The organism is [Clostridium] colinum (assembly GCF_940677205.1).
Taxonomy (GTDB): Bacteria; Bacillota; Clostridia; order Lachnospirales; family CAG-274; genus Tyzzerella; species Tyzzerella colina.
Window position 1 is genome coordinate 62,902 of record NZ_OW712331.1, and the last position, 21,724, is coordinate 84,625.

The 21,724-nt window shown below is 26.6% G+C and carries 25 protein-coding genes, 1 other RNA gene and 1 riboswitch; of the genes, 7 read left to right on the forward strand and 19 right to left on the reverse strand.

Annotation, left to right across the window (positions count from 1 at the left end; all coding sequences use genetic code 11):
- Positions 1–9: 9 nt before the first annotated feature.
- From pth to rpmH, 12 genes are all read right to left on the reverse strand, one after another.
- On the reverse strand, positions 10–600 hold the full coding sequence (gene pth, locus NBW53_RS00290; protein WP_250278149.1) for an aminoacyl-tRNA hydrolase: 591 nt from the start codon (positions 598–600) through the stop codon (positions 10–12).
- A 24-nt stretch (positions 601–624) separates the two neighbouring features.
- Positions 625–1,044 (reverse strand): GNAT family N-acetyltransferase, encoded by a 420-nt coding sequence (locus NBW53_RS00295; RefSeq protein ID WP_250278150.1) that lies wholly within the window; start codon positions 1,042–1,044, stop codon positions 625–627.
- A gap of 30 nt (positions 1,045–1,074) precedes the next feature.
- Entirely contained in the window at positions 1,075–1,878 is an 804-nt protein-coding gene (gene noc / locus NBW53_RS00300; RefSeq protein WP_250278151.1) for a nucleoid occlusion protein, read from the reverse strand.
- A 134-nt stretch (positions 1,879–2,012) separates the two neighbouring features.
- A complete protein-coding gene (gene rsmG, locus NBW53_RS00305) occupies positions 2,013–2,723 on the reverse strand; it encodes a 16S rRNA (guanine(527)-N(7))-methyltransferase RsmG (RefSeq protein ID WP_250278152.1) in 711 nt (236 codons plus the stop codon).
- A 9-nt stretch (positions 2,724–2,732) separates the two neighbouring features.
- Positions 2,733–3,137 carry a hypothetical protein gene (locus NBW53_RS00310; RefSeq protein ID WP_250278153.1) on the reverse strand — a complete coding sequence of 135 codons (405 nt, stop codon included), beginning with the start codon at positions 3,135–3,137 and terminating at the stop codon, positions 2,733–2,735.
- Positions 3,138–3,234: 97 nt separating this feature from the next.
- Positions 3,235–5,106, reverse strand: coding sequence for a tRNA uridine-5-carboxymethylaminomethyl(34) synthesis enzyme MnmG (mnmG, locus tag NBW53_RS00315; RefSeq protein ID WP_250278154.1), 1,872 nt, complete (start codon positions 5,104–5,106; stop codon positions 3,235–3,237).
- Positions 5,107–5,124: 18 nt separating this feature from the next.
- On the reverse strand, positions 5,125–6,522 hold the full coding sequence (gene mnmE / locus NBW53_RS00320; protein ID WP_330651615.1) for a tRNA uridine-5-carboxymethylaminomethyl(34) synthesis GTPase MnmE: 1,398 nt from the start codon (positions 6,520–6,522) through the stop codon (positions 5,125–5,127).
- 238 nt (positions 6,523–6,760) lie between these two features.
- Positions 6,761–7,570 carry an RNA-binding cell elongation regulator Jag/EloR gene (gene jag, locus NBW53_RS00325; RefSeq protein ID WP_250278155.1) on the reverse strand — a complete coding sequence of 270 codons (810 nt, stop codon included), beginning with the start codon at positions 7,568–7,570 and terminating at the stop codon, positions 6,761–6,763.
- Positions 7,571–7,599: 29 nt separating this feature from the next.
- Positions 7,600–8,595 (reverse strand): YidC/Oxa1 family membrane protein insertase, encoded by a 996-nt coding sequence (locus tag NBW53_RS00330; RefSeq protein ID WP_250278156.1) that lies wholly within the window; start codon positions 8,593–8,595, stop codon positions 7,600–7,602.
- A gap of 22 nt (positions 8,596–8,617) precedes the next feature.
- Positions 8,618–8,830 carry a membrane protein insertion efficiency factor YidD gene (gene yidD / locus NBW53_RS00335; protein WP_250278157.1) on the reverse strand — a complete coding sequence of 71 codons (213 nt, stop codon included), beginning with the start codon at positions 8,828–8,830 and terminating at the stop codon, positions 8,618–8,620.
- Positions 8,831–8,840: 10 nt separating this feature from the next.
- Positions 8,841–9,185 carry a ribonuclease P protein component gene (rnpA, locus tag NBW53_RS00340; protein WP_250278158.1) on the reverse strand — a complete coding sequence of 115 codons (345 nt, stop codon included), beginning with the start codon at positions 9,183–9,185 and terminating at the stop codon, positions 8,841–8,843.
- A 116-nt stretch (positions 9,186–9,301) separates the two neighbouring features.
- Complete coding sequence (gene rpmH / locus NBW53_RS00345) at positions 9,302–9,436, reverse strand: 50S ribosomal protein L34 (protein WP_250278159.1); 135 nt, start codon at positions 9,434–9,436, stop codon at positions 9,302–9,304.
- Between the two features lie 214 nt (positions 9,437–9,650).
- Here rpmH and ytvI point away from each other — a divergent pair, with 214 nt between their 5' ends.
- The gene (gene ytvI, locus NBW53_RS00350; RefSeq protein ID WP_250278160.1) at positions 9,651–10,712 is read left to right on the forward strand and encodes a sporulation integral membrane protein YtvI; all 1,062 of its coding nucleotides are present in this window, start codon (positions 9,651–9,653) and stop codon (positions 10,710–10,712) included.
- 2 nt (positions 10,713–10,714) lie between these two features.
- Positions 10,715–12,133: an aminotransferase class I/II-fold pyridoxal phosphate-dependent enzyme gene (locus tag NBW53_RS00355; protein WP_250278161.1), complete on the forward strand. Its 1,419-nt coding sequence runs from the start codon at positions 10,715–10,717 to the stop codon at positions 12,131–12,133.
- A gap of 39 nt (positions 12,134–12,172) precedes the next feature.
- Here the strand turns inward: NBW53_RS00355 and NBW53_RS00360 are convergent, their stop codons facing one another.
- The 4 genes from NBW53_RS00360 to NBW53_RS00375 form a co-directional block, all read right to left on the reverse strand.
- Positions 12,173–12,544: a VOC family protein gene (locus NBW53_RS00360; protein ID WP_250278162.1), complete on the reverse strand. Its 372-nt coding sequence runs from the start codon at positions 12,542–12,544 to the stop codon at positions 12,173–12,175.
- Between the two features lie 11 nt (positions 12,545–12,555).
- Positions 12,556–13,071: an ECF transporter S component gene (locus NBW53_RS00365; RefSeq protein WP_250278163.1), complete on the reverse strand. Its 516-nt coding sequence runs from the start codon at positions 13,069–13,071 to the stop codon at positions 12,556–12,558.
- A 122-nt stretch (positions 13,072–13,193) separates the two neighbouring features.
- Positions 13,194–13,310: riboswitch (FMN riboswitch) on the reverse strand.
- 72 nt (positions 13,311–13,382) lie between these two features.
- Positions 13,383–14,834, reverse strand: coding sequence for an NADP-dependent glyceraldehyde-3-phosphate dehydrogenase (locus tag NBW53_RS00370; RefSeq protein ID WP_250278164.1), 1,452 nt, complete (start codon positions 14,832–14,834; stop codon positions 13,383–13,385).
- A gap of 63 nt (positions 14,835–14,897) precedes the next feature.
- Positions 14,898–15,719, reverse strand: a complete 822-nt coding sequence (locus tag NBW53_RS00375; protein ID WP_250278165.1) for a MerR family DNA-binding transcriptional regulator — start codon at positions 15,717–15,719, stop codon at positions 14,898–14,900.
- A gap of 84 nt (positions 15,720–15,803) precedes the next feature.
- Here NBW53_RS00375 and NBW53_RS00380 point away from each other — a divergent pair, with 84 nt between their 5' ends.
- The 5 genes from NBW53_RS00380 to ffs all read left to right on the forward strand — a co-directional run bounded on the left by NBW53_RS00380 (position 15,804) and on the right by ffs (position 18,592).
- Entirely contained in the window at positions 15,804–17,117 is a 1,314-nt protein-coding gene (locus NBW53_RS00380; protein WP_250278166.1) for an MATE family efflux transporter, read from the forward strand.
- Positions 17,118–17,333: 216 nt separating this feature from the next.
- On the forward strand, positions 17,334–17,561 hold the full coding sequence (locus NBW53_RS00385; RefSeq protein ID WP_250278167.1) for a spore coat associated protein CotJA: 228 nt from the start codon (positions 17,334–17,336) through the stop codon (positions 17,559–17,561).
- Positions 17,562–17,590: 29 nt separating this feature from the next.
- Positions 17,591–17,869, forward strand: coding sequence for a spore coat protein CotJB (locus NBW53_RS00390; RefSeq protein WP_250278168.1), 279 nt, complete (start codon positions 17,591–17,593; stop codon positions 17,867–17,869).
- Positions 17,869–18,243, forward strand: coding sequence for a manganese catalase family protein (locus NBW53_RS00395; RefSeq protein WP_330651616.1), 375 nt, complete (start codon positions 17,869–17,871; stop codon positions 18,241–18,243). Before NBW53_RS00390 ends, NBW53_RS00395 begins: the two co-directional genes overlap by 1 nt.
- A gap of 85 nt (positions 18,244–18,328) precedes the next feature.
- Positions 18,329–18,592: signal recognition particle sRNA large type (gene ffs / locus NBW53_RS00400), an RNA gene on the forward strand.
- Between the two features lie 582 nt (positions 18,593–19,174).
- On the opposite strand, the gene pdxT is transcribed toward ffs, so the two are convergent.
- The 3 genes from pdxT to NBW53_RS00415 form a co-directional block, all read right to left on the reverse strand.
- Entirely contained in the window at positions 19,175–19,750 is a 576-nt protein-coding gene (gene pdxT, locus NBW53_RS00405; protein ID WP_250278169.1) for a pyridoxal 5'-phosphate synthase glutaminase subunit PdxT, read from the reverse strand.
- Positions 19,750–20,622 carry a pyridoxal 5'-phosphate synthase lyase subunit PdxS gene (gene pdxS, locus NBW53_RS00410; protein WP_250278170.1) on the reverse strand — a complete coding sequence of 291 codons (873 nt, stop codon included), beginning with the start codon at positions 20,620–20,622 and terminating at the stop codon, positions 19,750–19,752. Before pdxS ends, pdxT begins: the two co-directional genes overlap by 1 nt.
- 136 nt (positions 20,623–20,758) lie before the next feature.
- Positions 20,759–21,673 carry a chemotaxis protein gene (locus NBW53_RS00415; RefSeq protein ID WP_330651617.1) on the reverse strand — a complete coding sequence of 305 codons (915 nt, stop codon included), beginning with the start codon at positions 21,671–21,673 and terminating at the stop codon, positions 20,759–20,761.
- Positions 21,674–21,724: the final 51 nt, after the last annotated feature.

Here is a 21,724-nt window from a genome sequence, read left to right on the forward strand (position 1 = left end):
AATCACCATCTATTCACCTTTTTTAATTTTTTTGTTAAATAAATTCATAGCATTTGATAACCCATTTTCTTTATCTTTAATAAATATATTAATAGCATCTGCTGCATATGTTATGCCGTTTATAATGTCATTTTCTTCTTCTTTGTTAAATTTTGATAAAACAAAATTAGCCAAAGTATAATGGTTTGGCTTTTGGCCAACACCTATTCTAAGGCGCGGAAATTCATCACTATTAAGATGATATATAATATTTTTTAAACCATTTTGTCCACCGTCTGACCCTTTTTTTCGTATTCTTATAGACCCAATAGGTAAATTTACATCATCACATATAACCATAATATCAGAAAGGCTTATATCTTTATAAAAATTCAAAAACTCTCTAACACATTCACCGCTAAGGTTCATATATGTTAAAGGTTTTATTAATATAACTTTTTCACCGTGTATTATATCTTCTCCATAAATAGATTTAAATTTGCTTTTATTAACATTTATATTAAAATCATATGCAAGCTTATCAATAGTTTCAAAGCCAACATTATGTCTTGTCCATTTATATTCATTTCCAGGATTACCTAGACCTATTATTAATTTCAATTTTTTAGTCCCCCCTTTAAAATGTTAAAGTTTTATTTTCATATTTATATGAGGTATATTAGCCTCTAAAAATTCTTCGCCTAATTGTTTAAAGCCTAATTTTTCATAAAAATTTTTTGCATAGCTTTGGGCGTGGATAAACACTTCTTTAAACCCCATATTTTTAGCTTCTTTTAATAAAAACTTAATTAAATTTGTTGCATATCCTTTGTTTCTATAATCTTTTAATATTGCAACACGCCCTATATACATTTTTTTATTTATTTCAATAAGCCTACCAGTACCAATAGGCTTATTATCAATTGTTAAAATAACATTTTTAGCATATTTATCACTACCATCTATTTCTGTATGCTTAGGTATGCCTTGTTCTTTTATAAAAACTTCTTCTCTTATATAAAAAGCAAGATTTATATTTGTATCGTCTGTAAAAAATATTTCCATAATATTTTCTCCTAAATGTAGTGTTAAATTTTAATTTGTACAAACTTTTATATTTATTTCATATCCATTTTCTTTTTTCACAACCGAATAATTAGTATTAACTCCTGAATCTTGCATAGTTTCTACTGCATTTTTAATTGTGTTTGTAAAAATTCTTAAATCACCTATGTATCCTTTTATTTTCTTGTCTGTCTTTAAGCTTTGACCAGACATTTTTTTAATAGTATTTTCTATTAACTCTTCAGTTTTTTGTACATTAAGGTCATATTTTAATATTTTTTCTAAAACTTCTTTTTGTGTTTTCTCGTTATCTAATTTTAATAAAGCACGAGCGTGTCTTTCTGTAAGGTTATTTTGTATTATAGTATTTTTAATATCATTTTTTAACTTTAATAGGCGTAATTTGTTAGATATAGTAGATTGCTTTTTACCTATTATTTTTGCTATTTCTTCTTGAGTATATCCAAAATCAACCATTAATGTTTGAAATCCTTCAGCTTCTTCTATAAAATTCAATTTTTCTCTCTGAACATTTTCTATTAAAGCCATACAAGCACTATCTTTTTTGTTTATATTAGTAATTATAGCAGGTATTTTAGCTATGCCTATTTTTTTGCAAGCTTTTAGTCTTCTTTCACCAGCTATCAGTTCATAAAAAACGCCTTTAATATCTCTTACAAGGATAGGTTCAATAACACCATATGCCTCTATAGATGCAGATAAATCTTCTATACTATTTTCTTCAAAAATTCTTCTAGGTTGATATGGGTTAGGATGTATTTTTTCAACATCTAAATAAATAATTTCTCTTTGAATATTGTTTAAATTTTGCATAACGCACCTCATCTATGGTTTATATTATATTTTAGATGCATTATAGCATATATTTCCTAGATATTTCCAAAAGTCAGAAAATTATGAATAAAAAGATAATTACAAAATATTACGTTAAAGTAGTATTAAAATTGTCATTTAATAGGATTTTTAGATACCTTACCAGCTTTTCTAGGATATTGTTTAGGAGTTTGTCTTATTTTTTTTATAAAAACAAGTTTATGTTCTATATTAGTAAAAGGTATTTTTACAGATTCTATTTTTTCTATATTTCCGCCAAGAGTAGCTATAGCTTTTTTAGCATCTACAATTTCACTATCTAACAAAGGGCCTTTTAAGGCTATAAAATATCCTCCAAATTTTACAAAAGGTAAGTCAAATTCTGCTAAAACGCTTAAATTAGCTACAGCACGAGATACGCAAAAATCATATTTTTCTCTAAAATTTATATCTTGTCCAGCATCTTCTGCTCGAGAGTGTATATATGTTATATTTTGTAGATTAAGCTCATCACCTACTGTTTTTAAAAAATTTATACGTTTATTTAAAGAGTCTAATAGAGTAGGGATAGAGCTTTGGCAAAATATTTTGATAGGCAGGGCAGGAAAGCCAGCTCCAGTGCCTACATCTATAAAAGTTTTATTGTTAAAATCTACAAATTTACATACACTTAAACAATCTACAAAATGTTTTAATATAATCTCTTTTTCATCTGTTATAGCCGTAAGGTTTATTTTTTCATTCCATTCTAAAAGAATATTTTTATATTTTAAAAAATTATCTATTTGATTATCATTTATATTAAGGCTAAGCTCATTACAAGCATTTTTTAATAAGTTTTTCATAAAAGCTCCTTAAAAAGTAGTTTCTTTTGTTATTTTATATATTTTCCATTTACTAATATTATCCGGTTCATTTATCATATAAAAGTTTATAATACCTTTAAATTTTAAATTTTTATCCATTATTAAAAATGCGTTTATTTTTTCATTATTATTTTTATAAAAACATACTTTGTCTAAAGTTTTATATATATATTCGTCGTTAAAAAACTCCTTTAATATACACATATTTACATCATCAGAAAAAGATTTACTTATAAAATTTTTAGCTTCTATAAGTCTATTTTTTCTTATAAGCTCAATAAAACTTTTGCTAGTATATTGATGAGTTAATATACTAAAAAAAGGAGCTTTGCTATTATCTATATGAAAAAAATTTTCTTGTAAAAATTTATCTTTTAATGGTAAAAAAAACAAGCTATCACTCCTTTATACTTTTAGACATTAAAACTATGCAATATTTTATATAAATAGAGTATAGTTATTATAATATATTAAAAAAGTAAATATAAGGTTAAAGATTTAAATAAACTAATAGCATATTTATATCAGCAGGAGATATACCAGATATACGAGAGGCGTGGCCTATGCTTTCTGGACGTATTTTTTCTAAATTTTGTCGTCCTTCTAGGCTAAGGCTCATAACTTTGGAATAATCTATATCTTTTGGTATGCGTTTTTTCTCTAGCTTTTTAAATTGTTCTACTTGACGCATTTGTTTTTCTATATAGCCTTCATATTTTATTTGTATATTTACTTGTTCCTCTATATCATAAGAAAGCTCTGGTCTATCTTTATCTAGTGGAGCAAGTGCCATATAAGAAAGCTCTGTTCTTTTTATAAGGTCGGTAAATTTAATACCCGTTGTCAAAGGTGTACTACCATATTTTTCTAAAACACTATTTACTTCATCAGTAGGGGAAATAGATATTTTTTTAATACGTTTTATATCTTGTTCTATTTTAGCTTTTTTATCTAAAAATCTTTTATATCTATCTTCTGTTATAAGCCCTACATTATATCCTATTTCAGTAAGCCTTAAGTCTGCATTATCTTGCCTTAATAATAAACGATATTCGGCACGAGAAGTCATCATACGATAAGGCTCTAAGCTACCTTTTGTTACAATATCGTCTATCAATACACCTATATAAGCCTCAGACCTATCAAGTATTAAAGGTTCTTCATTTTTTATATATTTTGTAGCATTAATACCAGCTATAATGCCTTGAGCGGCCGCTTCTTCATATCCCGATGTACCGTTAAATTGGCCTGCGCTAAAAAGACCTTTTATATTTTTAAATTCAAGGCTAAGTTTTAGCTGAGTAGCATCTATACAATCATATTCTATTGCATAAGCATTACGCATTATTTTACAGTTTTCAAGCCCTTCAATACTTCTATACATTTTTGTTTGTATATCTATAGGTAAAGATGTACTCATACCTTGAACGTACATTTCATTAGTATCTTCGCCTTCTGGCTCTATAAAAATTTGATGACGTTCTTTGTCGGCAAAACGTACTATTTTATCTTCAATAGAAGGACAATATCTAGGGCCAGTGCCTTCTATCATACCGCCATACATAGCAGAGCGGTGTAAATTATCATTTATTATTTTATGTGTTTCACTATTAGTGTAAGTAAGGTAACAAGGTAATTGTTCTCGTTTTATACTATCTGGCGTATTTTCAAAAGAAAAAGGAACAATATTTTCATCTCCATTTTGTATAGACATTTTAGAAAAATCAACGCTTCTTTTATCTATTCTAGCTGGAGTACCAGTTTTAAATCTATACATTTTTATACCTAAATTTTTAAGACAATCACTAAGATGTGTAGCTTGTCTAAGTCCATTAGGCCCACTTTCTATTGCCATATCGCCATAAAGACATTTAGCTTTTAAATAAGTACCGGTACAGATAATAACTGCTTTACAGTTATATAATATTCCGTCTTCTTTTAAAACACCAGTAACAACGCCATCTTTAGTTATTATTTCGGCTATCTCGCCTTGTACTATATCTAAATTTGGAGTATTTTCCAAAACTTTTTTCATTTCTATATGATATTTATTTTTATCTGCTTGAGCTCTAAGTGAGTAAACGGCAGGGCCTTTACTTGTATTTAACATACGAGTTTGGATATAGCTTTTATCTATATTTTTTCCCATTTCTCCGCCAAGCGCATCTATTTCTCTAACAAGATGACCTTTTGAGCTACCACCTATATTTGGGTTGCAAGGCATCATTGCTATACTATCTAAGTTTATTGAAAATAAGACTGTTGAAAAACCTATACGTGCAGTTGCAAGGCTAGCTTCACAACCGGCGTGGCCTGCACCTATAACAACAACATCTACATTTTCTTCTGCTAATATGTTCATTATTATCACCTTTCTAGCTTATTTTCCAAGACAAAACTCTGAAAATATTTTATCTATAACATCTTCATCTAAGCTTTCTCCGGTTATTTCGCCTAAGTATCTATAAGCTTCTATCAAATCCATAGATATAAAATCTTCAGGCATTTTTGTTTCTATTGTATTTAAAACATTTTTTAAACTTTCTATACAGTTGTAAAGGGAATTTTTGTTACGTTCATTAGATATTAAAATATCTTCATTTATGTTTATTTTACCCTCAAAAAATAATGTTTCTATTTTATCTTTAAGCTCATCAAAGCCTAAATCATTTTTAGCAGATAACATTAATATATTTTCTTCTTTTATATGTTGTTTTAGACTATTTATATCAAGATTTGGCTTAAGGTCTGTTTTATTTATAAGAACTAAAGTTTTTTTATCTTTTATAAAATCTAAAATTTCTATATCATCATTATCTAAAGCCTTAGAGTTATCCAAAACAAGAAGTATTAAATCGGCCTCTTTAGCATATTCTTTAGATTTTTCAACACCTATTTTTTCTATTTCATCATCTGTTTTTCTTATACCTGCCGTATCTACAATGTTAAGTGCAACACCATTTATATTAAGATATTCTTTTAAAACATCTCTTGTTGTGCCTGCTATATCGCTAACAATAGCACGGTCTTCGTTTAACAAAATATTTAAAATAGAGCTTTTGCCAACATTTGGTTTACCTAAAATAACTGTTTTTATACCTTCTTTTACAATACGTCCAGTATCGGCCGTTTTTAAAAGTTTTTCTACTTTTTCAATAAGAGATTTAGTGCTTTGTTCTATCATATTATAAGTCATTGTTTCATCATCGTGTTCTGGATAGTCTATAGAGGCTTCTATGTGAGCTGTCATAGTTAATATATCATTTCTATACTCGTCTATTTTTTGTTTTAGTTTACCTTCTAGCCTATTTATAGCAGCCTTATGTCCTATATCTGTTTTGGCATTTATTATATCAATAACGGCTTCGGCTTTGCTTAAATCTATCCTACCATTTAAAAATGCACGTTTAGTAAACTCTCCATTTTCGGCAATTCTTGCACCATTTTTTAACACAGTATTTAAAACTCGTTTAACAGAAGATTTGCCACCGTGGCAGTTTATCTCTATTATATTTTCGCAAGTATATGTTTTTGGAGCTTTCATAACAGATAATAATACTTCATCTATTATTTCTTCATTATCTTTTATAACGCCATAGGTTAAAGTATGACTTTTATAATCATTTATTTTAATATTTTCCTTGTTTTTATCAAAAGGTATAAAAATTTTATCTGCTATATTAAAAGCATCATCACCGCTTACTCTAACAATGCCTATACCACCTTCACCAAAAGATGTGGCAATAGCGGCTATTGTGTCAAATTCTCTAATTTTCATTTTATCAATCCTATCTATAAAATTTAAACAAACATTAACTATAAATGAATAGTGCAAATACCTTTGCCATATAGCAAAGGTATAGTTATAATTAAAGGGTTATAATAATTGTATGATTAATATAATAAATGTAAATAATCTTTAGGTTATTAGTATGTAAAATACTAACCTTTTCCTTTAAAATTATAACACTAATAATTAAAAATATAATTTAAAATAGCTGTATTAAATATAAAAACTATTTAGGCGCTATAACAATATATCTAAAAGGCTCATCACCTTCGCTATATGTTGTTACAGATGTATCATTTTGTAAAGCATTGTGTATAATTCTTCTTTCATATGGGTTCATAGGCTCAAGATTGATACTTTTTCTTGTTTTTTTAGCCTTTTTAGCTAAGTTTATAGCTAATTGTTCTAAAGTTTGTTTTCTTCTTTCACGATAGTCGGCAATATCTATACTAACAGACATATAAGAAAATTCACCTTTATTTACTACAAGGTTTGTAAGATATTGTAAAGAATCTAATGTTTGACCTCTTTTACCTATTATAACACCAATGTCATTACCTTTTAAATCAATTATTAGGTTATTTTTTTCATTTATTTCAGCAGATACTTCCACTTCTATTTTCATTGTATCAAATACTTCTTTAAGAAAGTTAGTTGCTATAATAGGAGCGTTTTTATTAAGTTCTTTAGTTTTTTCTTGTTTTATTGGGTCCTTCATAGGTTCCATAGGTTCGTCAAAGCTATCTTCACTAACTATCCTTGGTATACGCATTTCTACACGGGTTTCATCTTGAGAATTGTTGTAATTTTCATTTTTTTCTATAAATTTATTAAGTTCTTCATATTTTGAATCGATAGAGTTAATTTCATTTTTTAGCTTTACTAAAACTTTAGCAGGTTTACTACCAATACCTAAAAAACCTTTAGAAGGCTCTTGTAAAACAGTATAGTCTATTTTATCAATAGTAGTGTTAAGGTCTTTTAATGCTTCATCAATAGCTAAATTAACTGTTTTAGCAATTTTTTGTACTTCCATAAAACTCCTCCTTGTAAAATAAAAAATAATTATTTAGTAGCCAAACCTTGTTGTTCAAATTTTTTGATACAATATTTACTTAAGAAAATTTGTTGTATAATTTGAACTAAGTTACCAACAATCCAATATATAGCCACACCACAAGGTATAGAAATTGTAAAGAATGTCATCATAAGAGGCATAACAATATTCATTATTTTTTGTTGCATTTTTAAAGTAGGGTCATCAGATTTGTTGTTTCTAGACATTACCCAACTAGAAAGGAATGTAGTGGCACCAGATAAAATAGCTAATAATACTTTAGGGAAAGATAAACCAACTGTTTCTGCTAGATTTATACCTAAGAAATATTCTATACTAGCTTTTTGTGCTAAAAGGTTAGATATGTCTAGAGAAGGTAAACCAGCTTGTAAAGCTTCCCAGTCGCTTGGGCTAAATTTGTTTATAGCTTTAAGCATATCAGGTAATAAGCTAATATCTATAGTCATACCTCTAGGGACAAGAGGAGCTACTATTGGTACCATAACTTCAGCATAGTTTGGTGTAGATAATATTTGATTAGCAATTTGTGTATATAAATTACCTATATCTGTAACAAATAGGTAAGCATTTTTCATTATAAAATATAAAGCAATAAATATAGGTAACTGTATAAAAATAGGTAAACAGCCACCGATAGGGTTATAATTATGTTTAGAATATAGTTTAGTCATTTCTAGTTGCATTTTTTTAGCAACTTCAGGGTCTTTATTACCTTTATACTTATCTTGTATTTTTTTCATTTCTGGTTGTATCTTTTGCATTATATACATAGATTTTTGTTGTTTATAGTTTAAAGGTAGCAATAATAATCTGACAATAATTGTAAATAATATAATAGTAAATCCGAGAGAATGTTCAGTAGTTATGGTATATACAATTTTAAATACAAAATTTATTATAATACCTAAAAGTTTTGATATTGGGCCAACGATAAAGCCCGGGTCTTTTTCTATAAAATTATTTAAAATAACATAGTTAAACAATATAAAATCCTCCTAATAATTTTTATGGTACAGGGTCATAACCACCTTTGCTAAATGGGTTGCACCTTAATATACGCCAAATTGTAAGATATGTACCTTTAAAAAAACCATATTTTTCATATGCTTCGTATGCATATCTAGAACAAGAAGGGTAGTATATGCAACAAGGCTTTTTCATAGGAGAAATAAATTTTTGATAAAATTTTATAATGCACATACATGATTTTTTTAGCATAGGTCCCCCATTAATAGTTAACATTAAATAAGTTATGCTTTGAAAAAAGGTGGTTCATAGCTTTGTTTATATCATGATAAGAAGCTAAGCTAGAGGGGTTTCTGGCTATAACAACAAGGCTATATCCATTTTTTAGTTTATTTTCACTAAGGCGATAATTCTCTCTAATAAGCCTAGTAACACGGCTTCTTATAACGCTATTTCCAACTTTTTTACTAACAGATATACCAAGATAATTTTCTAAAGAATTATTTTTTACAACATACATAACTAGATATTTGTTAGCTATAGATTTTCCTTTATTGTATACAAATCTAAATTGATAGTTTTTTTTAAGAGATTTTGTAAAAAGCAACGTTTTCATCTCCTATATTATATATTTTAAAAACATAAAGCCCACTAAATAGCGGGCTATTTAACCAAAAATAAAATATTGGTATAATATGTGAATTAAGTAGATACAGATTTATATTAAGCAGATAAAACCTTTCTACCTTTTCTACGTCTTCTAAGTAAAACTTTTCTGCCATTAGCAGTACTCATTCTTTTTCTGAAACCGTGTACTTTACTTCTTTGTCTCTTTTTTGGTTGATATGTCATTTTCATATAAAAGCACCTCCTTTGTTATCTAATATGCACAAGCACTAGCTTTATTATATTAAAAATACTTTATATCGTCAAGTATTTTTAATATAATAAATAAAAAATTTTAAAGCATAATATATGTTTTATACTTTTAGTCTATACTTTAAAATAACTATTGACTTTTATAAAAAAAAGGTATAATTTATAAATATTAGAGCAAAAAGAGGTGATTTTTATGTTAAACTTTGACAATACCCAAAAACTTTTTAAATGGATAAAAATTTTTATAGGTATAGGTTTGTTATATTTAACGTTAACTTATATTGGAGGATTATTTTTACCGTTTATAATAGGGTATATTTTATGCCTTATTTTATATCCTTTATTTAAAATACTTAATAACACCTATAAAATACCAAAACATATTAGTAGTATATTATGTATAGCTAGCTTAATATTTGTTGTTGCATTTTTAGGTGTGGGCATAATTGGTCAAATAATAAAAGAAGCTAAAGAGTTTGCAAAAGATTTACCTTTTTATATAGAGTCTATAAAAAATACGTTTGAAAGTATTAATGAAAGATTACAAAATATATTAAAAATTTTACCTAATAATTTGGAAAATATTTTAATAGGATTTTTTGAAAATACCTCTGTTATAATAAGTGAATTTTTAGGAAATGGAATAAAAAATACATCTATAAAAGTTATAAAAAAAGTGCCTAATGCTTTTATGATAATGATTATAAGTATTATTTCTTGCTATTTAATGCTTATAGATAAAGAGAAAATACAATCATTTATATTAAGGCAAATGCCAGAAAAATATAAGAGTAAATTTAAAATAGTAAAATCTGGTATAGGAAAAGCCGTTTTTGGATATATAAAAGCACAGTCAATAATAATGTGTTTGATAGGAACAATATGCTTTATAGGACTTTTAATATTAAGAGCACCTTATGCTTTATTTATTGCAGTAATTATAGGTATAATAGATGCTTTACCTGTTTTTGGTAGCGGATTTATACTTTGGCCATGGGCTTTATATAATGTTATTGTTTCAAATTATGGTATGTCTATAGGGCTTATTGTCATATATGTAGTAATACTTGTAACAAGACAGTTTGTAGAGCCTAAGATTTTGGGAAAACAAATAGGGCTTCACCCCTTAGCAACGTTAATATCTATATATATAGGGCTTCAAATATTTGGTGTTTTTGGATTTATAATAGGTCCTATTATTATGGTTATAATAAAAGCTTTGCAAAATGAAAATATTTTGCCTAACTGGAGGTAAATATGGATAGACCTATATATGATATGTTAAAATATTTAGATAATAAAAATATTTATCCTTTTCATATGCCTGGACATAAAAGAAATAAAAAATTTTTAAATGATTTTTATGATTTTATAAACCTAGACTTTACAGAAATAGATGAAACAGATAATATGCATAAGCCAGAAGGAATAATAAAAAAATCTAAGCAACTAATATCAAGTACTTTTGGTTCAGATGAAAGTTATTTTCTTGTTAATGGAAGTAGCGGGGGAATAATAGCGTCTATAATGGCTTGTGTAAAACCTAATGAACAAATATTAGTGGCAAGGAATTGTCATATAAGTGTATATAATGGGGTAGTTTTAAGCGGAGCATCACCTATATATATAAACCCTACTATAAAATATAACTTACCTTGTGGAATAGATTTAGAAAATGTAAAAAGTGCAATAGAAAAATATCCCAATATTAAGGCTTTTGTTTTAACTAGCCCAACTTATGAAGGATTTGTATCTGACATAGAAAGTATTGCTAATATTTTGCACAAAAAGGGTATAGTTCTCATAGTAGATGAAGCACACGGAGCACATTTTAATTTTTCTAACAATTTTCCAAATACTGCTATTAAATGTGGAGCAGATATAGTTATACAAAGTTTCCATAAAACATTGCCAAGTTTTACACAATGTGGAGTGTTACATTTAAATAGCAATATTGTAGATAAAAATAGATTAGAAAAATGTCTTTCTATAACACAAACAACTAGCCCGTCATATATGTTTATGTTAAGTATAGAATACGCTACAAATTTTTGTAAAAATAATATCAAAGATTTTAATGATTATACTTTATTTTTAAAAAATTTAAGAAAAGACTTAAAATCTCTAAAAAATATTAAACTTATTGATGATGATATTTTAAAAAATAGTAATATTGTAGATTTTGATATTAGTAGATTTACTTTTTTAATAAATAGTAATATAAATGGACATTATATAAATTCTATTTTAAAACAAAATAATATACAGTTAGAAATGTATGGAAAAAATCATATAATTGCTATATCTACCATATGTGATGATTTTGATAAATTAACATATTTTAAAGAAATATTATTTAAAATTGACAATGATATTGTTTATAATAATATAAATTATATAAATATAAAAGATAACACTATTATTAAACCTTTTATTATACCTAGAGAGGCTTTTTATAGTGAAAAATATTTATTAGATATAGATTTATGTTTAAATAAAATTTGCGGTGATTTTGTAACACCATATCCACCAGGTATACCAATTTTAGCTCCAGGTGAAATAGTTACAAAAGATATTATATTAAAAATTAAAAGTTATATAAAAAATAATATAAACGTTATAGGGCTTAATAAAAATAACCAAATATCTATATTACAAAAAAATATTGATTTTTAGAGAATTAATCTTTAAAAATCAATATTTTTAATTTTATATTTATCTTTTACTAGGTATTATTTCTACCCAATATCCATCTGGGTCATTTATAAAATATATCCCCATATCGTTGTTTATGTAACAAACACAATCCATTTCTTTATGTTTTTGTAAAGCTTTTTCATAATCATCTGTGTATAAAGCTAAATGAAATTCATTATCACCTAGATTATAAGGTTCTTTTCTGTCTCTAAGCCACGTTAATTCTAAAAAGTGATTTGTTTCATTATCTCCTAAAAATACAATTATAAAACTACCGTCTTTTGCTTCGATTCTTTTTGTCTCTTTTAAATTTAAGGCCTCGTTATAAAATTTTATGCTTTTTTCTAAGTCTAAAACATTAATATTATTGTGATAAAATTTAAAATTCATTTTATCGCCCCCTAAATATTTGATTTTTTTATAGCTTTTAATAATGGTTTATATATAATACATATTATAAATCCATTTATAGCTCCTTTTATTATATTAAATGGAGTTACTAATGTAAATAGTAATTTTATTGTTTCTGCTAATGGTATTTTAAGATATATAGGTGTTATAATAATATTAAATATAAACATACCTATAGTCATACATAACGTAGCTAATACAATTCCTTTTATTATTGAGTTGTTTTTATTATATAAATAGGCTATAGGTGTTATGTATAAAGTTGTTGCTATAAAGTTCATAAAAAATCCTATAATACCAGAATCGCTAATGGTTATCATTTCTAATAGAGATACAGCAAAACTTATTATAATACCATATTTAGCACCAAGATAAATAGAACCTATAGCTATAACAACGTCTTTTATCTCGTAAGATAAAAATGATATCGGTATTTTAAAAACTAATACAGTTAAATATGCAAGACAACTTATGAGTGCAGTAATTGTAATTTTTTTTATAGACATAATTCCTCCTAAATAATAAATATTTTAATTATAATAAAAAGCCTAAAGGTCAATATCCTTTAGGCTAAATATTTATATATAAATAATACTATATAGGCATAAAAATCCTATATATTTATATAAAATATCCTTTCTCATCCAGACTATAACTGTCGGTTTTGGAATTTCACCAAATCCTGCTAAAAAGCTCGTGGACTATAACCACCGATAGGGACTTTCACCCTTCCCCAAGGATAAAACTATTAAATTTTATAATTAATTTTATTCGTAATATGTTTATTATATACTATAATATTAAATATTACAATAGTTTATATATTAATAACAGTAACTTTAGGTCTAGACATTGCTTCGATAGAATATCTAACACCTTGAACACCTATACCTGATGCTTTTACACCTAAAAATGGGAAACTATCTGGTCCTCTTTCTGTTTTATTATTTATTTGGACACTACCAACTTCTAGTTTATCTGCTATGCTAAAGGCTTTATTTATATCTTTTGTAAATATTGAACTTTGTAGACCATATTCAGATTTGTTTGCTATTTCTATTGCTTCTTCATATGATTTTACTTTTATAATAGGTAAAACAGGGCCAAAAGGTTCTTCCCACGCTACATCCATATCTAATGTAATATCTTTTATAATTGTTGGGTAAATAAGGTTGCCTTCTCTTTTATCTCCACAAAGTATAGTAGCACCTTTTTGTTTTGCATCGTCTATAAGACCCATAACAAAATCGGCAGATTTTTCGTTTATTAAAGGAACTACGTCAAAATCTCCATTAAGCGGATTACCTACTGTTATGTCTTTAACTCTTTCTAAAAGTTTATCTATAAGTGTGTCATAAACTTGTTCCATAACAAGAACTCTTTTTATAGCCGTACATCTTTGTCCAGAATAAGAAAATGCTCCAGACATTATTTGACTTGCGCTATGGTCTAAATCGGCATCTTCTAAAACTATTCCGGCATCTTTGCCACCTAGCTCTAATATAACAGGTATCATACCACATTTGCTAGTTATTCTTTTACCTATATCTGTACTACCCGTAAAGTTTATAAAATCTATATTTTTGTGAGAAACAATATAATCTCCTATTTCACTACCTTTACCAGTAACTGTTTGTATAACACCTTTAGGTACACCAGCTTCTTCAAAAATTCTTACAAGGTGTAACCCGCATATGCTACCTTGAGTAGAAGGTTTTAAAACAACAGAATTACCAATAGCTATGGCTGGAGCTATTTTAGAGGCAGAAAGGTTTATAGGATAGTTAAATGGAGATATAGCTAAAACTACACCTAAAGGTTCTCTTTTTATTATACCAGTTTTTTTAGGACTACCACCATAAAATCCATCGCCAGTTAAACACTCGCTTGTTAATGTTCTAATAGTATCGGCAGTATATCTTATAAAGTCGGCTGTTCTAAATACTTCAGATTTACAGCTTTTTTTATCTTTTCCTATTTCGTGTATCATACTTTCTACAAATATACCTACATTTTTTTCTAATATATTAGCAACTTTATATAAAATATTAGCTCTTTCATCTAAAGAAGTTTCTCTCCATTTTTTTTGAGCCGTTTTTGCATTTTCTAAAACAAAGTCTACTTCTTTTTGGCTCATAGAAGGAACAAACCCAACAGTAGAGTTATCTAGTACAGATTTTATTTCTATATATTCGTTTGTTTCGCTATGTATCCAACTACCGTTTACAAGATTTTTATATTTATTATTTTCTTTTATTGTTTCAAACATATTAATACCTCCTTAATCAATTCCTATCTTTTTACTACATTTTAACATAGCATATTATTTTTTTCAAGATATTTGTATCATAAATTTTGTTACATATTCATCTGCAGTTTTTGATGTAGCATCATCTAATATAAATTCTTCATAGCTATATCCTGTTATGTTAATATTGTTATCTTTTAAATATTGTTTTGCTTTATCATATATTTTATAAAAGTTTTGCCAATGACCTTTATAATAAAAAACTAGATAGTTACCTTTTGGTTTTATAAAATAGTCTATTTTGTATGAAAGTTTTTCTACTTTTGTATAAAAATAAGAATAGTTTAAATAATTGTTATTTATTATATCTTTAGCTTGTATCATAGCCCCTAAGCCAAATCCTTCATATAAATTATTTTTATATATTTTAGATGTGTGTTCATATAAATTTTTAGTAGTAGTTATTTCATCAACATTTCTTGTGTAATTTGATAAAATTAAGTATTCTTCATCCATATATTTTATTTCCATATCACATATTTTTATACTTTTATAACTATCTAAAATATTAAGCCTATTGTTTATAATATTATTTATTTTTTTTAGCTTTAACATTTGGTTTTCTATATTATATTTTTGTTCAAGTAAAATATTTTTTAGCTCACATATTTCTCTTTTTTCTAAATAATATTTTATAGTTTTTAAAGGCATACCTAGTTGTTTTAATATTAATATAACTTCAAAAAGACCACCTTGATGTAACGTGTAATATCTATATCCATTTTCTTTTACAAGAGCAGGCTTAAAAAGACCTATTTCATCATAATATATTAGAGTTTTTTTATTTACATTATACATTTTTGCAAATTGGCTAATAGTAAAATATTTTTCAAAAAATTCTTCCATAAAATAATTCACCCCTTGACTATCCAGTTACTGTATAGTTTATCATATATTTTAAGTTTTAGCAATTTGGTTAAGGAGGTTTTTATGGAAAGAAAATTTAGGTTATCACAAATATTAAAATTAACTATACCTACAATATTAATGATGTCATTTATGTCTTTATATACAATAGTAGATGGAGCTTTTGTATCTAAATTTGTAGGGACTAATGCTTTATCTGCTGTTAATATAGCTTATCCATATGTTAATTTTGTTTTAGGCATATCTGTTATGTTAGGTTCTGGTGGCTGTGCTTTAGTTATGAAAAAGCTAGGGGAAGGAAAAAGCGAAGAAGCCAAAAAAGACTTTTCTTTAATATTATATTTTGCATTTGTTTTTAGTATTATTTTAATGACACTTAGCATTATATTTATAGAGCCAATACTTAAACTTTTAGGAACTAATAGCATCTTATATAAAGATACAAAAAGCTATTTATTTTATATGATAATATTTGTAATACCTACTATATTAAAATTTATTGTAGAACAGTTTTTAGTAGCTATTAATAAATCTAAAATTGCTTTATTTTTATCTGTAACAGGTGGTATTTTAAATATTGTTTTAGATTATATATTTATAGTATTATTAAACTTTGGAATAAAAGGAGCAGCTATAGCAACTGGCATAGGATATACTATACCAGCTATTATAGGGTTATTATTTTTTATAAAAAAATCTAATTTATTACATTTTAAATTGCCAAGTAAAAATCCAATGATTATATTAAAATCTTGTTATAATGGGTCTTCTGAGATGGTATCTCAAGTATCTAGTGGTATTATTACATTTTTATTTAATATAGTAATGCTTAAATATATTGGAGAAGATGGCGTTGCTTCTATAACTATTATTTTATATATTCAATTTTTAGTTACTTCTATATTTTTAGGGTATTCAATAGGAATTTCACCAAAAATAAGTTTTTATTATGGAAACCAAGATACAGATGCTTTAAAAAGTCTTATATCAATTAGCTTAAAATTTATTTGGTCTATATCTATAATTATATATATAATTATACTTTTATTATCTTCTAAATTAGTTATGCTATTTACAGAACAAAATACAAATGTATTTGATATATCTATTAATGGGCTAAAAATATATTCTTTTAGTTTTTTAATAGTTGGTACTACTATATTCACTTCTTCAATGTTTACAGCTTTTTCAAACGGAAGAGTGTCTGCTACAATATCATTTTTAACAACATTAGTTTTTGAAAGTATTGGAATTTTATTATTTCCCATGTTTTTAGGTGTTACAGGAATTTGGCTTGCAGTTCCTATTGCTCAACTATTAGGAGCTTTAGTATGTTTATATTATTATAAAAAATATAAACCTATATATAATTATTAATTTAATAAAAATATTATAAAATTTAAATTATAAATATTAGTTTTTATAACACTTGATTTAGCTTATTTATATTTTTATTATAGGTTAAATCAAGTTTTTTATATTTAAAATTTAGCTTGTTTTAAGCTTGCTGTATAGTAACATTTTTTGTAATATATGAATAATATAAAATTAGGTTGAGATATAACCTATTATCAATAAAAAGGAGGGCTAAATGTGAACTGTGGTGAAAATAATCAAAATAAAGAATGTATACCTTATGAAGAGTATATAAAAGTTGTGGAATTAGCAAGAGCTTATGTTCCTTTTCAAAAGTTATGTAGCATATATGATGCTAACGAATCTATGATTAAAGGAACTATATTTCCAGAACTAGCAAGAGGTTATTGTGAAAAAGATAAAAATCTTATGAGAGAAGATAAACCTTGTTTTGAAAATATGTAAAAAGATTATTTATTTTGGAGGCATAAAATATGGAAAGAGATGAAGTTTTAAGTAATTTAACTGCATTAGATTTTATGGCAGTTGATATGGCGTTATATTTAGATACGCACCCATATGATAAAGAAGGTATAGCTATATATAATGAAATTTTAAAAGAAGCAGATAAGGTTCGTGCAATATATGAAGAAAAATTTGGTCCTTTATGCTCTTATCGTTCTATGTCTAATAAAGAAAAGTTTAAATGGACAGATAATCCTTGGCCTTGGCAAGATTGCTTTAACTATGATTTGAAAGGGGAGATTTGCTAATGTGGATATATGAAAAAAAATTAGAATTTCCTGTAAAAATTAAAAATAAAAACCCACAATTGGGTAAACTTATTTTAACTCAATATGGTGGACCAAATGGTGAGTTAGGTGCAGCTATTCGTTATCTTAGTCAAAGATTTACAATGATAACACCAGAGGCTAAAGCTATATTAAATGACATAGGAACAGAAGAATTAGCACATTTAGAGATGATAGGTTCTATTGTTCATCAACTTTCAGATGATATATCTATAGAAGAAATAAAACAAGCAGGATTAGGTGGATATTATGTAGATAATATTGTCATAATAAGACTTATTAGAAAGTATATAATTAAAATACATAATTTATTTTACTGGAAATATTTTATATAAAAATGTATAATTTTAAATTTATTTTTACATTGACAAATCAATATGTAAAAGATATAATATAGGTATTAATATGTTTTAAAGTTTCTCGTGCTAGTTGGGGAGGTAGCGGTGCCTTGTAACCTACAATCCGCTATAGTAGGAATGATGTTTATCTAAGGCTTTCATTTTTTAGGCCTGCCCTATAAAAGTGGTGTTGACGATTTAGTCTTACGCAATAAATGCTTGTGAACCGTGTCAGGTCTTGACAGAAGCAGCACTAAGCAAGATTTTTTATGTGCCGTAAGGGTGCTGGATTTGAGCTAACTATATAGGTAACGCTAGGAAGTGTCTGTCGAAGGTAGATGCACGGGATTTATATATATATTGCCACTTATAGTGGTTTTTTTATTGCTTATTTTACAAAAATAAATTAATAAATATATGTATATAGATAAAGTCTACAAATTATAAAAATAAAGAAATTAATCTAAGGTTGTAGACAAAGTCTACAACCTTTCAAAAAAAATAATTTTGTTATTTTTTTGAAGTACTGTATGAAAAAAGCTGATTTATTTACATAAGGGTTAAAGTCCCGTATTGTAATTAGAATTTTTATGTAAAGCATAAAAATAAAAAAGCTACCGCTATATATTTGTTTATAGTTTGATTAATTTAAAATATTTTAGATATTTTAGTATATAAATTTTATTACAAGGTGGAGTTTTTTATCTTGTGTAAAATATAAATTTAGCCTTTTTGCAAAAATAGGCTTTTTATATATTTTATAAGTTAATGCTGAAGATAAAATAAATAATAATCTTAAAAATTCATATGTACTTGAATATTTTTATAAAAAAATTGTAAGAAAATTAATTAAAAAATATAAAAATTGTTATAATTTTATTATTATGAAACAAGGGTATAGACAAAAATCTACACCCTATAATAGTTATTATTTATTTACGTTATTTTCTACCATATTTATAAAATACTTATGTACTTCATAACAATCTGTAAGTTCTGGATGAAAAGCCGTTGCTAATTGATTATTTTCTCTAACTGCAACTATTTTATCATCAACAACAGATAATATTTCTACATTTTCTCCTACTTTATCTATATAAGGAGCTCTAATAAACGTCATAGGAATATCTTTGCCATTAAATTTTTCTATTGTGTTAAAGCTACCTAATTGTCTACCATATGCATTTCTTTTTGCTACTATATCTAAAGTTGCTAAATGGATTCTATGGTCATTATCTATTTTTTTAGCCAATAACAAAAGACCTGCACAAGTCCCAAAAACAGGAATATTGTTTTTTATTTTATTAACAAGAGGTTCAAAAATATCTAACTCTTTTAATAATTTACCCATAGTTGTACTTTCGCCACCAGGTAAAATTATACCATCAAAATCTTTTTCTATATCTTTTTTTTGTCTAATTTCAAAAGTTTCTATACCTAATTTATGGAGTATGTTTATATGTTCTATAAAAGCTCCTTGTAAGCATAAAACACCTATTTTCATTATTTGCCTCTTTCTGCCATTAAAAGCTCTATTTCAGATTCGTTTATACCAACCATAGCTTCACCTAAATCTTCTGATAATTCTGCTATTAGTTTGTAATCTTGATAGTTTGTAACGGCTTTTACTATTGCTGTTGCTCTTTTTACAGGGTCTCCAGATTTAAATATACCAGAGCCTACAAAAACACCTTCAGCACCTAAATTCATCATTAATGCAGCATCAGCTGGAGTTGCTATACCGCCTGCTGCAAAGTTTACAACTGGTAATTTTCCATTTTCATATACAGATAATAATAACTCATATGGAACACCTAATTTTTTAGCATTGTCAAAAAGTTCATCTTGTCTTAAAGATTGTATACGTCTTATCTCAGAGTTTATCATTCTCATATGTCTAACAGCTTGTACAATATCTCCAGTGCCTGGTTCGCCTTTTGTTCTTATCATAGAAGCTCCTTCGGCAATTCTTCTAAGTGCTTCGCCTAAGTCTTTAGCTCCACATACAAAAGGTACTTTATATTTAGTTTTATCTATATGATAACAATCATCTGCCGGAGTTAAAACTTCACTTTCATCTATATAGTCTATTTCTATTGCTTCTAATAAAGATGCTTCTACAAAATGACCTATTCTAACTTTTGCCATAACAGGTATTGTAACCGCTTGTTGAATTTCTTTTATCATTTTAGGGTCGCTCATTCTAGCCACACCACCACAAGCTCTAATATCTGCTGGTATTTTTTCAAGAGCCATAACAGCACAAGCTCCAGCTTCTTCTGCTATTTTTGCTTGTTCTTTAGTTGTTACGTCCATTATAACGCCACCTTTTAACATTTGAGCAAGCTCGCAGTTTAATTTATATCTGCCATTCATAGTTAATCTCCTTTTCTAAAATGTATTTAATTTTATTTTATTATAAACTTAATTATAGCTATTTTCAATAATTATTTGTAAAAAGTTATAATCAATTTAAAATACAAAAACACGGATATTAATCCGTGTTTTTATATTATAATATATATTTATCTATTAAATTTACAAGATTAGCAATTTCAGGTTTTGTTATTTGCGCAGTTGCTCCTAATCTTTCACCTTTAATTTTCATTTCATCATTTATAAGTGAAGAGAAAATAATAACTGGTATGTGTTTAAGTTCTTCATCATCTCTAATAAATTTTAAAAGACGATGACCGTCCATTTTTGGCATTTCTATATCAGTAACTATACAAGCAACTTTATCTTCAATAGGACCTGGCTGTTTTTTATATTCTTGTAAAGTATCCCAAGCGTGTTTACCATCTGTGCACATAGTTGTGTTTGTATATTGAGATTTGTGTAAACATTCTATTAAAAGTTTTTCTAACAGAGGAGAGTCTTCTGCTAAAAGGATAGGTTTTGTAGAATTATTACGTTCACCAAGTCTATCAATATCCGATACTTGTATACTTTTATCTGGACTAATGTCTGCAAGTATTTTTTCAAAGTCAAGAATAGTTATAAGTTTATCTTTAATTCTAGCAATACCTGTTGCAAGACCTTCTTCACCACTATATATAGTAGTATCTGGTTTTTCAATATGTTCCCAAGATATACGATGAATTTCTTCTACGGTGTGTACGTGGAAAGCAGTGTATACATTATTAAATATAGTTATTATAAAAATATCTCTACTTGGGTCTTCTGTGGCTGGTAACCCCATATATGTTGCCAAATCTATAACAGTCATTATTTCTTCTCTAGGTTTAAAAACACCTTCTACAAAAGGGCTAGAATTAGGCATAGGAGTAGCCTCTGTATATTTCATAATTTCTAATATTTTTGCAACATTTATACCAAAATGTCTACCTGCAATAGTAAACTCCATAAGCTCCAGCTCATTAGTTCCACTTTCTAAAAGAATTTTTGGCTTTAATATATCATTCAAATCAAAATCCCCCTTAAATATATTTTTATAAGTATTATTTATTAAGTTTAA